Source organism: Labilibaculum antarcticum (genome assembly GCF_002356295.1).
GTDB lineage: Bacteria > Bacteroidota > Bacteroidia > Bacteroidales > Marinifilaceae > Labilibaculum > Labilibaculum antarcticum.
In genome coordinates, this window is record NZ_AP018042.1 from 3,457,360 (window position 1) to 3,471,134 (window position 13,775).

Here is a 13,775-nt window from a genome sequence, read left to right on the forward strand (position 1 = left end):
TACAGCTACTAATATATAAATATGAAAATAGGTAGACTATGTTATAGGATTTATTTTCTGTTTGAATTTGGTGGACTAAAGGCATTTACGGTCCGAAACGCCAATCAATACAGCGCTTTCAATTCTATTTTAAATGATTGTAAATTGAGGCAGAATTAATTTTGCTACATCGAATCTTTTCCTGAAATTTGATTTTCCTTCTCAGGCACACTGGAAAATGGAATTTAAATGGGAAAATATGAAATGGATATTGTTGCTTGTAAGTTGGGTTGGAGCAGAAAAGGAAAGATTTTTATCCGATAAGGAGGCAATTCACGAGTTGGCGAATTGGATTTCTCATGGACTCGGTTTGGTATTCGGTATTCCGGCAGGTTTGTGGTTGTTGAGTATTGCTTATAAAACGCAAAACCTTTCGGGATTCATAGCATGCCTGCTATTTGTTATCGCATTTAATCTGCTTTATGCTTCATCATCTGTTTACCACTATATGGTTGGAAGTCCAAATCGTAAATTGTTTCGAAAATTCGATCATATCAGTATTTTCTTTATGATTGCAGGAACCTATACGCCCTTTCTTGTAATTTATCTGAATAATGAGGTTGGCAGACTTTATTTAATGATTCTGTGGGGATTGGTTGTTGTTGGAATATTTTATAAAATATTTTTGTTGGGAAAGTATCGTTGGATCTCTTTGATGTTGTACATCTTTATGGGCTGGATTCTGTTTTTTAATTTCTCCGCGTTTAGTTCATCTCTGCCTGCTTTGTGTTTACAGTGGATAATTGTAGGCGGAATTTTTTATATGTTGGGTGTGGTTTTTTATGTGTGGAGAAAATTACCATTCAATCATTTTATATGGCACTTATTCGTTTTTGGAGGTAGTTTTTCTCACTTTATTGCAGTGTATTACTGTATTATATAACAGAGGCTGACTCAAAATAGGGAGAGCATAAATATTTGATATACCAATTTCTCTAAAGAGGATCATTAAAAATTGGTTTATATATGAGACAGCCTCAGGAAAATCTTAATTAAGTTACTAGCAAACTCTGCAGTTTTTAACATACCAGGAAACAGAGTGTTCATTGTTGTCAACCAATTCTCGAATGATTTTTCTGTCATCCCAAACGGCACAACAAGAGGTCGATTGGTTTAAAGCTTTAGTCAACTTAGACCAACGATCCATAATATCCATAGTTAGTAAGCTTTCGTACTCCTTAAATACCTCGATAGCACAAGAGCCACAAAAATGTAATTGATCTTCAAGAGGTTTAATATTTTCATTTTTTGTGAAAATGTGTTCGCCTACCTTAAAAAATTCATTCTCTTTTAATTGAAGAGTTAACTTTAAATCAATTGTAGTCATAGGTTTGCGGATTAGGATTAGTATTTGCTTCTTTTTTTCTTTATTTGCTTTGCGTGGGTGTTTGTTTTAATCGCTGATAATCTGATTATTCTAACTTTTAATTAAAAATACGTAATTTTAAAGTCACGAAAAAATAAAAGATCATTAAGGATAGAATTCTTTATTTAGGCCAAAAAAAACTCCCCGAAGGGAGTTTTACAATATGCTGTTTCTTGATTTTAAATTAGTCGATTTTCTGTAGTTGAACAGTGAAGTGTCTCATGATTGGAGCTTCGTCAATAATTTTAAATCCGTGTTTTATATTAAGTCTGCGATCGTAAACGTTCTTAAGTGCTACTGCAACTACATCCATATGGTTGTTGGTATAGGTTCTTCTAGGAATTGCCAAACGTAATAATTCTAATGCTGGATAACGATTCTTTCTTGTTTCAGGATCTCTATCCGCTAAAATTGCACCAATCTCTACTCCGCGAATTCCTGCTTCCAAATACAATTCACAACCTAAAGTTTGCGCTTGATACTCTTCTTTTGGTATGTGACTCAAAATTTTCTTGGCATCAACAAAAATTGCATGACCTCCAATTGGCTTTTGGAATGGAATTTCAAATTCTTCTAGCCTGCCACCCAAATATTCTACTTGCTTAATTCGCGTTTCAAGATATTCAAACTCTGTTCCTTCATCAAGACCTTGAGCCAATGCATTCATATCGCGGCCCGACATGCCTCCATAGGTTATATAACCTTCGAACATGATGTTGTAAGTAGATGCCTGCTTCCAAAGGTTTTCATCTTTCATTCCGATGAATCCACCCATGTTTACAATAGCATCTTTTTTAGAACTCATTGTTGCCATATCCGCATAAGTATACATTTCTTTTACAATTTCTTTAATTGTTTTATCCTGATATCCTTCTTCACGTGTTTTAATGAAGTAAGCATTTTCAGCAAAACGTGCAGAGTCAAAGCATACAGGGATACCATATTTTACAGCAAGTTTTTTAACTGCTTTCATATTTGCCATTGAAACTGGCTGACCTCCGGAAGAGTTACAAGTAACTGTAACAATAATCATTGGGATCTGTTCTTTTGGATATGTGGAAAGAACAGATTCAAGTTTAAAAAGGTCAAGATTCCCTTTAAAAGGATGATCGATTACTGTGTCGAAAGCTTCATCAATTGTACAATCAACAGCTTTAGCTTTTCTGAATTCAATATGTCCTTTTGTTGTATCGAAATGTGAGTTTCCAGGAACAATATTGCCTTCTTTAACGAGTACCGAGAACAATACGTTTTCAGCTGCACGACCTTGATGAGTAGGAAGGAAATGATCAAATCCTAAAATGTCTTTTATAGCCTTTTTCATATTGTAGTAAGAGCGTGCACCAGCATAACTCTCATCACCTAACATCATTGCCGACCATTGTTTGTCACTCATTGCTCCAGTACCTGAATCAGTAAGCAAGTCAATAAATACTTGATCACTTTTTAAGTTGAACAGATTGTAGTTAGCCTCTTTTAACCATCGTTCTCTTTCTTCACGAGTACTTTTTTTGATGGTTTCAACCATCTTTATTTTATATGATTCTGCGAATGGTAATTTCATAATGTTTCGTTTTTTTTTGTATTGTAATATATAGCCGTGTAATTATCAACAGGATGTATTTATCCAATATCAATTATGTGCTTTCTTTAAATTTTTACGATAAAATTGGGGGTAGGATTCCTACAGATGAGTTTAGAGGTGGAACTCGTCTCGGTTCTTAATGTTTAGGTAGACTTTGTGTGTCAGTTTGGGAAGTTGATACTTCATTTCCATAGTTTCTGATTTTCTCCTTTTGCCAAATTTAGAAAAAGTTTTTCTGAATAGAAAGGAGAATAGAATATTTGTGCAAACGTTTGTTTATGAAAGAAGGTTACTTTAGTTTGAAAAAACTTACATTTTTTAACCTAATTGACTCGCATTATACTTTTTATAAAGAAATAATTTCAACAAATTTGCATAGGCCATATTTAAGTTGGCATTTTTCTTATTCAATAAGATTTCCCATTAGCCTATTTAACTATTTTGAAGAAGTAAAGATCATTGCCCTATGATTCGGATTTTGTGTGTTCTATTGATTATCCTCCAGCCATTTATCTCATTTTCTCAACGGGATGTTAGGAAAGATTCTATTTATCCTGAAAATATTAAATTAGAGAAGTCGGCTTTTCGACTGAAACAAAACAAGGCTGATTCTATTAAGTATTATGCCAATGATACTGTTTTTAAATTAATTCCTGATCCTCTAAGTCATTTGGATAATGTGGGGTTTCGATTCATCGTTCGCGAATTGGATATGAATAATGTAAAAAAGAGACATCAGACTGATTCCTTACAAGATGCAGTACAAATGCTATTGCAATACGTTAAGAATGACAGTATTCGTAATATGGTATACTACCTGAAGGAATATTTTGAAAAACGAAAGACCGAAGAGGCACTCCGGAAAGTGAAACGTCAGATTAAGTTGGAGAAGATATTGAGTTATCAGCCAGGCATATTAAAGCCGGAAGAGTATGAAACGGACGAAACATGGAAGACTCATGCTTTGGAGGAATTATACGACTATGTTGAACATGACCCAGTTCATCAATGGATTCGTGAAATCAGTAGAGATTCTGTTTTAATAGGTGTGAAAAATTACCAAAACGATTCCATTAAGTTTTGGATTAATAATGGGAAGCAGGATTTTAAACGATTTTGGTTGAAGAAAAACAAAAGAGATTCCATTGGAATTTGGGTTCAGAATACTAAGAATCGATCTGTTCGTATTCTTGTGGATGATGATGTATACCAGCAATCAGTTCAAAAATCAAAAATGAGGGGGACCAGTGTGAGATTGGTTGAGAAAATTTCCAGCGATCACTATAAATTAGCAAAACTAGGAAAGTATAAGCGCTATTCTAAAAAATGGAAGTTGGGTGCTACTCTAGGCATCTCATTTAATCAGGGACACGTGAGTGATAGCTGGGCTGGTGGAGGAGAGAGTTCAATTGCTACCATATCAACAATAGGTGCCTTTGCAAATCTTGCAAAGGGGAATCATACCTGGGATAATACACTAGAGATTAAGTATGGACTTTTAAAATCAGGGGATAACGGGTTTCGGAAGAATGAGGATCGTATTGAGTTTATTACAAAATATGGTCAAAAAGCTGTGAAAAATTGGTATTACTCGGCATTATTCAATTTAAAAACACAGGCAGTAAAGGGCTACGATTATTCTAATGATGAAAGTAGAAAACTTAAATCTGATTTTTTTGCTCCGGCTTACATTATTGCTTCGGTCGGTATGGATTATAAGCCAAATAAGAAATTATCTGTCTTATTGTCTCCAATAGCGGCCAAATATACAATTGTTAGAGACACCGCTATGATTGACCAAACAGCCTTTGGGGTAGATATCGATAAAAAGGTTAAAAAAGAGATTGGATCCTATGTTAATGTGTCTCACAAATTAAAATTTTGGGGTGATTTAAGTTTAGAAAACAAACTGACTTTATACTCCAATTACACAATGAAGCCCAAAAATATTGATATTGATTGGGAAATGATTCTTGTAATGCCAATTAATCAATACATGTCTACAAAATTTTCGACTCATCTTATTTCTGATGCTGATACTGGTTCAAAAGTTCAGTTCAAAGAAAATTTGGAGGTAGGAGTCAGGTATCGATTTTAGTGGCAAAAAAGTCCGTTGTGACTTTTTTTAAGAACATAAAATGTGTTTTTAAACCTTTTTTAGCTTTGACTAAAAAATACTATTTTTCTAAAATAAAATTAAAGTAGAAATTATGAGTTTAAAATACAAAGTGCCTGGTGTTGGCACCATTGAAATTGACACCCTAATTGTTGATTCTGACGGAACTCTAACAGTAAGGGGAGAGATTGTTTCAGGAGTTATTGAAAGAATACAACGAATACAATCGTTCGGAGTGAATGTTGTTATGATCTCATCTGATCAAAGAGGGAATGCTCGTGGATTGGCTGATTTCTGTGGTATCACTTACTATGAAGCAAATAATTCGAGAGAAAAAGAGGATATTCTTCTTTCATTAGGAAGTCGAAAAGTTGCTTCAATTGGTAATGCCCGTATTGATATTGGATTGTTTGTACAGTCGGTTGTATCTGTTGCAACATTACAAGGCGAAGGTATTCATAAAGATGTTATTGATCATGTGGATATAATTGTTCCTTCTATAAATGATGCTTTAGAATTCTTTATGGATGAAAATACATTTATAGCTACCATGAAACGTTAATTGGTTCTTTCTAAAATATTTTAAATCTCCTTCCGGGAGATTTTTTTTGCTTTTCAGTAAATAAGAACTATTTTTTTGAAAAATTAAAAAAAAATAAAATGCTTTTACTAATTGTATCTATTGTTGCAATAGTTTTTGGAATCTACTGGTATTTTATTCATGTTCCGGATTACACCGGATATATCTCAGTTGATGGAGGAGAGTTGAAAAAATATAGCAAACCAGAAGAACTTCTGGCTTTAACTCAACAATCCATAAATGATATTTGGATAGTAGATACCCGGGAGAATGAATATTTTCTAATGGGACACGTCCCTACTGCAATGAATTATCCCCATGATGAAATTGAAAATCTGTATTCAAAAATACCATTAGGCACCAAATTGATTCTTTATTGTGATCTAACATTGAAATCTCAAAATGTTATCATTTTTTTAGAGGAAAAAGGCCATACCCAAATGTTAAATTGGGGAAAATACAAACGGTGGACTTACCCTGAAGTTGTTGACGAAAGCATAACTTTTTAAAGCATTTTTTTATAGATAGAAAGGTTTTCATCATCGAAAACGCAAAAGATTATTTTATGAATTGATTTTAGATGTTTTACTTCTTCTTGTATCGTTCTTATTGCTATTTCAGCAGCTTCCTTTTTGGGGAAACCATAAATGCCTGTGCTAATATTTGGAAATGCAATGCTCTCTAGTTTCATCTTTTCAGCTAGTCTAATACAATTTTCGTAGCAATTTTGAAGTAATTGCTTTTCATTGTAATTCCCTCCTTTCCAAATTGGACCAAGGGTATGAATAACATGTTTTGCTTTGAGTTGGTAGGCTTTGGTTATTTTAACTTCACCCGTAGTACATCCATTTAATTTTCTGCATTCTTGCAATAGTTCAGGTCCGGCCACCCTATGAATAGCTCCATCAACACCACCACCTCCTAAAAGACTCTCGTTTGCTGCATTTACTATGGCATCAACTTCCAGTTGTGTTATATCCGATTTTTCAATTGAAATTTTCATTTAACATGATTTTAATAATTGTTCTGTAAATCATAATTGACCAACAGGTTGTTCTTAATTTCGGTTTCCCAGAATTAGATTAAAATTAATAATTCAAATTCATTATAAAAAATGATTGCGAAATCGATTGCAATTCATTGATTGTGAAATTGCTTGTTCGAGTTTGGAAAAATATTTTTACTTTAGCCGAGCTAGCCAAGCAAATTGATTGAAATATATTAAATTGACAATTATGAAAAGAGTATTAGTTGCAACCGGCGGTGGTGATTGCCCTGGGTTGAATGCTGTAATTCGCGCCATTGTGAAACGTGCAGCACAAGAAAAAGATTGGGAAGTAGTAGGAAGTATTCAGTCTTTTGATGGAATATTGAAAGAACCAACTGAAATAAAGATATTAGATGATGCTGCTGTAAAAGGTATTCACTATCAGGGTGGTACGATAATTGGAACTACTACAAAGGGTGGTCCATTTGCTTGGCCAGTAAAAAATAAAGATGGTTCTTGGGGGTCTGCCGATCGTTCAGACGAAATGATTCGCAAATTACAATATTTGGGAATTGATGCTGTTATTAGTATTGGTGGTGATGGTTCTCAGAAAATCTCACAATCTCTTTACGAAAAAGGATTGAATATTATTGGTGTACCTAAAACAATTGATAATGATCTTTCAGCAACAGATTTTACTTTTGGTTACCAAACTGCAGTGCAGATCTGTACCGAAGCTGTTGATAAGTTGAAAACTACTGCTGCATCTCATAACCGGATATTCATTTTGGAAGCAATGGGACGTGATGCGGGATGGATTGCTTTAAGTGCAGCTATTGCTGGTGGAGCAGAATCTTGTTTAATTCCAGAGATTCCTTATGATGTTAAAAAAATTAAGGAGAAATTAGATACTCGTTTTCTGAAAGGAAAAGGTTTTGGTATTATCGTTGTTGCTGAAGGGGCTATGCCTAAAGGTGGTGTTGCTTTGGCTGAACAAAGTACTGAAGTTGGAAATACTAACTTGAAATTAAGTGGTGCTGCTGATCGTTTGTTAATTGAATTGAAAGAAGCAGGTGTTGAAGCTGATATTCGTACTACTGTTTTGGGGCATCTACAACGTGGTGGTATTCCTTTGGCTTCCGATCGTGTTTTGGCAACTCAATTTGGTGTTAAGGCATTCGAGATGGTATTGGAAGGGAAATTCGGTCAAATGGTGGCTTATCGTCATCCTGAGGTAGTTGGAGTTCCTCTTCTGGAAGCTATTGGAAAACAAAACCTTGTTGATCCAAAAGCTAACTTGGTTAAAACTGCAAAAGGTGTTGGTATCGCATTTGGAGACTAATTCTTTTGTTAAAATATATGACCGGAGTCCTTATGGATTCCGGTTTTTTTATGCTTTACAAGTTTTGAACTATTCAAAAAAGCGATGCTTCCACTCCGATCTTGGAATCATACATTTTTCTTTTTTGCCAAACCAATTGTATCTGTTTTTTGAAATAAGATTGTAAATCCAATCAGTAATTGAATTTGGAATGTATCTGAAGTAATATATTGCTTTCCATGGATATGTTAAGTGTTTTGTTAGTTTGAAAGCGGCAGTGCTTTTTGTGTAAACCTGTTCGTTCTCAATGAAGATAATGGTGTTGAAATCTGCAGCCGGCACCTGAAGTCTGGCTAGTAGTTTTTTTGCAAAATCAGACTGAAGTGATGCAAAATGAAGGTTTTCTTTTCTGTTATAGGTAAGTAAAAATTGAACGGAAGTAGTGCATAAATTACAAACCCCATCGAAAAGTACGATAGGGTTTGAATTATTTTGATCTGATTTGATATGTTGCATATAACTAGTCGTAAAACAGTTTGTAAGACAAATTGTTCATCCCTTTAGTAGATAAAATTAAAAATAAATCCGACACAAAGAATTCCTGTCGCCACTATTCCTACAAAAGCTAATATCAAAGGCATTTTCAACACCTTTTTAAGGATAATAATTTCGGGTAAGGACAAACCGATTACCGACATCATAAAGGCGAGGGAAGTTCCCAGTGAAGCTCCTTTTTCGATTAAAACGCTCACAATTGGAATTATTCCTGCTGCATTTGAATACATTGGAATCCCGATAAGGATTGATAAAGGGACAGAGTACCATGCTGATTTCCCCATTAATGTAGCCATGAAATCTTCAGGAACATAACCATGAGCAGCAGCGCCAATTGCAACACCAATAACAATGTACAACCATATTTTGCCAACAATTTCTTTCACGGTATCGTAACCAACTTTAATTCTACCAGAAAAGGACATTTTGGTTTCATCTGTACCTGCTTGTCCGGTTTTTACCTCAAAAACCCAGGCTTGTACATATTTTTCCAGTTTTAAAATTCCAATTAAGTAACCTGCGAATATTGCAATAAGCAAACCGGTTAAAGTATAGATGATTGCAGTTTTCCAGCCGAATAATCCAACCAACATGATAAGAGCGATTTCGTTGACCATTGGTGCTGCAATCAGGAAACTGAAAGTAACTCCTAAAGGTACACCTGCCTCCACAAATCCCAAAAATAAAGGAATGGCAGAACAGGAACAGAAGGGAGTTAGAACACCAAGCAGCGAAGCCAGAATATTTCCCATGAAAGTTGATTTCCCAGCCAGAGCTTTTCGGGTTTTTTCAGGAGAGAAATAACTTCGGATAATGCCAACCCCAAAAATGATTAGCACTAATAATAGTAGAACTTTAGGTACTTCAAAAATAAAAAAACGCAAGGTTTCAGAAAGGTGAGTGCCTTTTTGCATCTGAAAAACAGTATCGATTAAAAAATCGGATATATTTTGCAAATTAATATATAATAAATACCAAAAGGGTAGTAAAAGCAAAGCCAGAAGGACTTGCTTTTTATTTGTAAACTGTACAGATTTAATCATCATGTGGAATAACTCTTAAGCAATAAAAAAGATGTATGTGAAATAAAGGCCAGCAAGAATAAAACTAACTGCAGCCACTTTTCTGAACCAATATTCGAAGGTTTTAACCTTATTGTAAAAACTACCTACACCCGATAAAGTGAATGCAAGTAAGTAGGCAATTATTATAACAGGAAGACCGGTTGCTATGGCGTAAACTATTGGAAGAAACAAACCATCGGGTTGAGAAATACTTAAAGGAATTAACATCCCGAAGTACAGAATACCACTATAAGGGCAAAAAGCCAGCGCAAAAACAATTCCTAATAATAGAGCGCCCCAGTAACTTCCTTTGATCTTTTCCCCATTAATTTTATCTGTTAAACTTCCAATTCCGGGGAAATTGATAGAAATTATATCGAGCATAAATATTCCAATCAAAATTAAAAGAGGACCTAACAATCGTTCGCCATAAGTATTGAAAAAGGATGAAACGTCGAATTTACTGGCCCCAAAATATAAAATAACACCCAAAATGGTATAGCTAACTGCTCTGCCGAGTGTATAAATTAGTCCGCTGATAAAAATCTTTTTTCTGTTTCCCAGATCCTTACTAATATATGCAGTTGCAGTAATGTTTGTAGCTAAGGGACAAGGGCTGATTGCTGTCATTATTCCCAAAATAAATGCTGAAAGAACAGGCCAGTTGCTTTGGGATAAAAGTTGATCTAAATATTCCATTTTATTGCGATTTCTACTTGTTACTGGCCGATTCAATTTTAAGCACACAGCTTTGTGAAGCTATATGATATTTTTAGAACTGCCTGTTTGTTTCGAAAATTACATTTCGGCTTTTAAGGTAGATTCCAATTTTTCAATGTAAGCTTTGGTATCATTAAGCGCATTACGAAAAGCAAAATTGGTTAAATCTTCAATTTCACCCGACTTACTGTGTTTAATAAAAAGAGAAGAACCTGATGCCTGAAATTCTTTAGCTACAGCTTTATTTTCTTCCTGATCCAAATTGATATCGAAGAATTGGATATTCATTTTTTCTGCAACTTCCTTTGCTTTCTCACCAACAGCTTTGCAGGTTTTACATTTTCGATCACCATGAAAATAATATACTCCAGCACCTTCTGTGCTATTTGCTACTGATTTAGTTTCCGATGATTTTTCACATTTACTGCAATCATTAGTGCAGGCAACTTCTGTTTCTGCTTTAGCTGTTTCTTTTTTTGTTTTCGATTGGCAAGATGCAAAGCTAACACCGATTGCTAGCAGACTATATAATACTAGATTTTTCATTTTAGAAATACTTATGCGTTTTTAATAAATTCTTTGATTTCGGATACAGATGGAACTTTTCCACTTACCACCACTTTTTCGTTAATAACAAGAGCAGGAGTTGACATTACACCATAAGAGAGAATTTTGATCATATCATCCACTTTCGTGATGTTGGCATCAATTGACAGTTCTTCTACCGCTTTTTTTGTTGCTTCAGCTAAAGTGCCGCATTTTTTACAACCCGGGCCTAATACTTTTATTTCCATTTTATGTATGTGTTATTTATTTGAAAAATTCTTTAAATAAGTTTTGAGCTATTGTCCAATTCTCTTTGTTAAGGCAATACTTAATTTTAGGACTTGCAATTTCGCCTTGAATTAAGCCTGCATTTTTTAGTTCTTTCAAATGTTGAGATAGGGTAGATCTGGCAATGGGAACTTCCTCTGCTAAATCACCACTGTAACAACAGGTTTGTTTTGAGAGTATAACGCAAATGTAAATGCGTACAGGATGCGATAGGGCTTTGGCAAATCGTGCCAATTGTTGTTCATTGGTGGAATAAAACTCTTTTACTTCCATTCTGTTTCGTATTTCGTAAAACTACGAAACGAAGATAGTGTGGAAATTTTAAAAACACAAAATTTTAGTGCAATAAAAAGAAATCGATTTGTGAATTTTAGGAAATTATTTATTTAGAGTTAGTTGTTACTGTTCTTGAAATAGGGAATCAATTTGTTTTTACCGTGTTTATAACGGTCTTTGCAATTTCTGATATCTCCAATAAACCTAAGTTTTTTCGGAACCCCCAATTTAAATATCCCTTTCCCTTTAGCCATCCTATCAAGTTTCCAAATGGCTTTTTCAGATAGTTGATTGTAGAGTGGTTCGAGAATTTCACATTGCTCAATGGTGCCATATTTTTCATCCCATTTTAATGCCTTTTCTCCTTTAATAATTTCATTGGAAAAATAAACATCTCGTATTTGAGGAAATGCAAAGGAAAATACTTTTTCTGATCCGTTATGGGCAAATAGAACTAATTCTTTATTTCGAATTATGAATATACGAAGAAATCCATTCTCCGTTTTGGCCAATTGATTAGCGGCTACCGAAGCAATTCCCAGCCATTTTATATCGTGGCCTTTCTCAATACAAACTTCGTTGAAGAATGTATAAAAATCTCTTATTTGGCGAATGCTTTTATACTTTTCATTCCCTTTGTCGATACCCAAATTGTAGATGTTGGCTTGTTGCCACACTTCGGTGTTTCTTTTACGATCTTTTTTTAACCAGCAACCATCTTGTAGAACAGTATTTTCAGTTTCTTTTTTGTAAGTATGTAAACTTTTCCACTCTTGTGAGAATGCAAGAATGGTAGGGAGCAGAAGGAGAAAGAGAATGAGGGTTGCTTTTTTCACAGAATATATTTTAATACTTGTTGCGCGCTTTTGGACTTAACTTTTTATTTTTTGCCCTATTGCCATAGGGCTAGACCGAGTGCATGTTTGTTTCGCTCTTTGGAGCTTGGGATTTTTTAAATTCCCCAAAGATGAAACAAAAGAACTGGAAATCATATTTTGTTAGCCCCTATGGGGCGAAATGTTTTATTTGACAGGAATTTCAACATTAGTTATACTTGAGTTTCGCATAGTTAACCTGTTATTATTTACCATTATTGTTCCTCATATTTAGTTACAGTTTATTCTATAATGCTCCATAATGAAAAAGTGTTTATTTCGATTGTTTATAAAATTAAATTTGATTCTATTACTTAACATCTATATGAAATTATTGGGGCACAATATTTCATTACTAATAATGGATACCCGTTTCCAGCTCGCAGGGGTATATTCCCGTTTCAGGAGGCATCTTCCCGGTAAATAGACCATGTTTCTATCTGATTAGCCCATCTTGATACTCGATCAATCAATTTTCCCGTCATATCAGCCTGTTTTCCCGTATTATTTGTCAATTTCACAGCTTACTAAGGTATCTTCCCACCATCTTAATTAATTTCCTAACAAATAAATTAATTCTTATCATTGTGTGTATATTATTACCATAACGAAAGCTTTGAAAGTGTTAGTCTTGCCATTTAAATTAAAATTATGTTCCGCTAAATTTCATTTTATCATTCTTAATAAGTAATTTAATAACTCTTAAGAAATAAACGTAAATAATATTATTAATTAAAATGTGAAAATTATGTGGTTGAGTCCATCAATATCCGAATCTAAGTTTTTTGAACGAGTTCGTATCGCACTAACCAACGCCGAGTCGCATTCTGAAATAAGAGCCGCCTTAATTGAATACGGTGTAAATGAAACTTTTATCGCCGAAGGGTGGCAGGTGTTTAATCGTGCCAAAGAAACTTGGGAGCGAAATAAAATGGAGGTGTCGGAAACCAGATTGTCATCGAATACTTATCACAATGCTTATACTGAATTAGAAATGAAATTTAAGAGGCATCGAGATTTAAGCCTGATACTTTGCAAGAGAGATCCTGATATGCAAATTTTGTTAGGATTAAAGGGACGTTTTCCTGTTGCCTACAATAAATTTTTCGATAACGTAAAATTATATTATACGAGTATAATAACTATTCCTGAGGTGCAAACCAAAATGGGAGTGATCAAGATCACCCCCGAAGTTGCGACTTCTCAGCTTACTGAACTGGATCACTTGCTTACACTTCGTGCCGATTACGATAAGGAAAAGGGGGAGTCTCAGGATGCTACCGTATCGAAAAATGCAGGCCTTCATGAACTTAGCGAATGGATGGATAATTTTGATATATTGGCAGAAATAGCACTTTACGATAAGCCTCAACGTCTCGAAGTATTGGGTTTACTTGTTAGGAGTTAAGAATTGCTAGTAGATTTTCTTACGATAAAAAAAGCCGGTTTCCCCTAG

The 13,775-nt window shown here is 34.5% G+C and carries 16 protein-coding genes; 6 read left to right on the top strand and 10 right to left on the bottom strand.

Features of this window, described 5'->3' with window-relative positions:
- Positions 1-238 precede the first annotated feature (238 nt).
- Positions 239-922, top strand: coding sequence for a PAQR family membrane homeostasis protein TrhA (trhA, locus tag ALGA_RS13715; RefSeq protein ID WP_162845444.1), 684 nt, complete (start codon positions 239-241; stop codon positions 920-922).
- A gap of 117 nt (positions 923-1,039) precedes the next feature.
- Here trhA and ALGA_RS13720 read toward each other — a convergent pair whose 3' ends face one another.
- Positions 1,040-1,366, bottom strand: a complete 327-nt coding sequence (locus ALGA_RS13720; RefSeq protein ID WP_096429920.1) for a hypothetical protein — start codon at positions 1,364-1,366, stop codon at positions 1,040-1,042.
- Between the two features lie 223 nt (positions 1,367-1,589).
- Entirely contained in the window at positions 1,590-2,969 is a 1,380-nt protein-coding gene (locus ALGA_RS13725; protein WP_096429922.1) for a tryptophanase, read from the bottom strand.
- A gap of 487 nt (positions 2,970-3,456) precedes the next feature.
- Here ALGA_RS13725 and ALGA_RS13735 point away from each other — a divergent pair, with 487 nt between their 5' ends.
- The 3 genes from ALGA_RS13735 to ALGA_RS13745 all read left to right on the top strand — a co-directional run bounded on the left by ALGA_RS13735 (position 3,457) and on the right by ALGA_RS13745 (position 6,195).
- Complete coding sequence (locus ALGA_RS13735) at positions 3,457-5,088, top strand: DUF3078 domain-containing protein (RefSeq protein WP_096429926.1); 1,632 nt, start codon at positions 3,457-3,459, stop codon at positions 5,086-5,088.
- A 112-nt stretch (positions 5,089-5,200) separates the two neighbouring features.
- Positions 5,201-5,668, top strand: coding sequence for an HAD family hydrolase (locus ALGA_RS13740; RefSeq protein ID WP_096429928.1), 468 nt, complete (start codon positions 5,201-5,203; stop codon positions 5,666-5,668).
- 98 nt (positions 5,669-5,766) lie between these two features.
- On the top strand, positions 5,767-6,195 hold the full coding sequence (locus tag ALGA_RS13745; RefSeq protein WP_096429930.1) for a rhodanese-like domain-containing protein: 429 nt from the start codon (positions 5,767-5,769) through the stop codon (positions 6,193-6,195).
- On the opposite strand, the gene ALGA_RS13750 is transcribed toward ALGA_RS13745, so the two are convergent.
- Positions 6,192-6,689 carry an O-acetyl-ADP-ribose deacetylase gene (locus tag ALGA_RS13750; RefSeq protein WP_096429932.1) on the bottom strand — a complete coding sequence of 166 codons (498 nt, stop codon included), beginning with the start codon at positions 6,687-6,689 and terminating at the stop codon, positions 6,192-6,194. The genes ALGA_RS13745 and ALGA_RS13750 overlap by 4 nt on opposite strands.
- Before the next feature lie 232 nt (positions 6,690-6,921).
- Between ALGA_RS13750 and ALGA_RS13755 the strand changes: the two genes are divergently transcribed.
- On the top strand, positions 6,922-8,016 hold the full coding sequence (locus tag ALGA_RS13755) for a 6-phosphofructokinase (protein WP_096429934.1): 1,095 nt from the start codon (positions 6,922-6,924) through the stop codon (positions 8,014-8,016).
- A 69-nt stretch (positions 8,017-8,085) separates the two neighbouring features.
- On the opposite strand, the gene ALGA_RS13760 is transcribed toward ALGA_RS13755, so the two are convergent.
- The 7 genes from ALGA_RS13760 to ALGA_RS13790 all read right to left on the bottom strand — a co-directional run bounded on the left by ALGA_RS13760 (position 8,086) and on the right by ALGA_RS13790 (position 12,280).
- Positions 8,086-8,511 carry a thiol-disulfide oxidoreductase DCC family protein gene (locus ALGA_RS13760; RefSeq protein ID WP_096429936.1) on the bottom strand — a complete coding sequence of 142 codons (426 nt, stop codon included), beginning with the start codon at positions 8,509-8,511 and terminating at the stop codon, positions 8,086-8,088.
- 44 nt (positions 8,512-8,555) lie between these two features.
- The gene (locus tag ALGA_RS13765) at positions 8,556-9,596 is read right to left on the bottom strand and encodes a permease (protein WP_096429938.1); all 1,041 of its coding nucleotides are present in this window, start codon (positions 9,594-9,596) and stop codon (positions 8,556-8,558) included.
- A gap of 12 nt (positions 9,597-9,608) precedes the next feature.
- Entirely contained in the window at positions 9,609-10,313 is a 705-nt protein-coding gene (locus ALGA_RS13770) for an aromatic aminobenezylarsenical efflux permease ArsG family transporter (RefSeq protein ID WP_096429940.1), read from the bottom strand.
- A gap of 99 nt (positions 10,314-10,412) precedes the next feature.
- The gene (locus tag ALGA_RS13775) at positions 10,413-10,880 is read right to left on the bottom strand and encodes a nitrophenyl compound nitroreductase subunit ArsF family protein (protein WP_096429942.1); all 468 of its coding nucleotides are present in this window, start codon (positions 10,878-10,880) and stop codon (positions 10,413-10,415) included.
- A gap of 11 nt (positions 10,881-10,891) precedes the next feature.
- Positions 10,892-11,128 (bottom strand): thioredoxin family protein, encoded by a 237-nt coding sequence (locus ALGA_RS13780; RefSeq protein WP_096429944.1) that lies wholly within the window; start codon positions 11,126-11,128, stop codon positions 10,892-10,894.
- Positions 11,129-11,144: 16 nt separating this feature from the next.
- Positions 11,145-11,441 carry an ArsR/SmtB family transcription factor gene (locus ALGA_RS13785; RefSeq protein ID WP_096429946.1) on the bottom strand — a complete coding sequence of 99 codons (297 nt, stop codon included), beginning with the start codon at positions 11,439-11,441 and terminating at the stop codon, positions 11,145-11,147.
- A 119-nt stretch (positions 11,442-11,560) separates the two neighbouring features.
- Complete coding sequence (locus ALGA_RS13790) at positions 11,561-12,280, bottom strand: hypothetical protein (protein ID WP_096429948.1); 720 nt, start codon at positions 12,278-12,280, stop codon at positions 11,561-11,563.
- A 787-nt stretch (positions 12,281-13,067) separates the two neighbouring features.
- Between ALGA_RS13790 and ALGA_RS13795 the strand changes: the two genes are divergently transcribed.
- The gene (locus tag ALGA_RS13795) at positions 13,068-13,727 is read left to right on the top strand and encodes a hypothetical protein (protein WP_096429950.1); all 660 of its coding nucleotides are present in this window, start codon (positions 13,068-13,070) and stop codon (positions 13,725-13,727) included.
- The last annotated feature ends 48 nt before the right edge of the window (positions 13,728-13,775 follow it).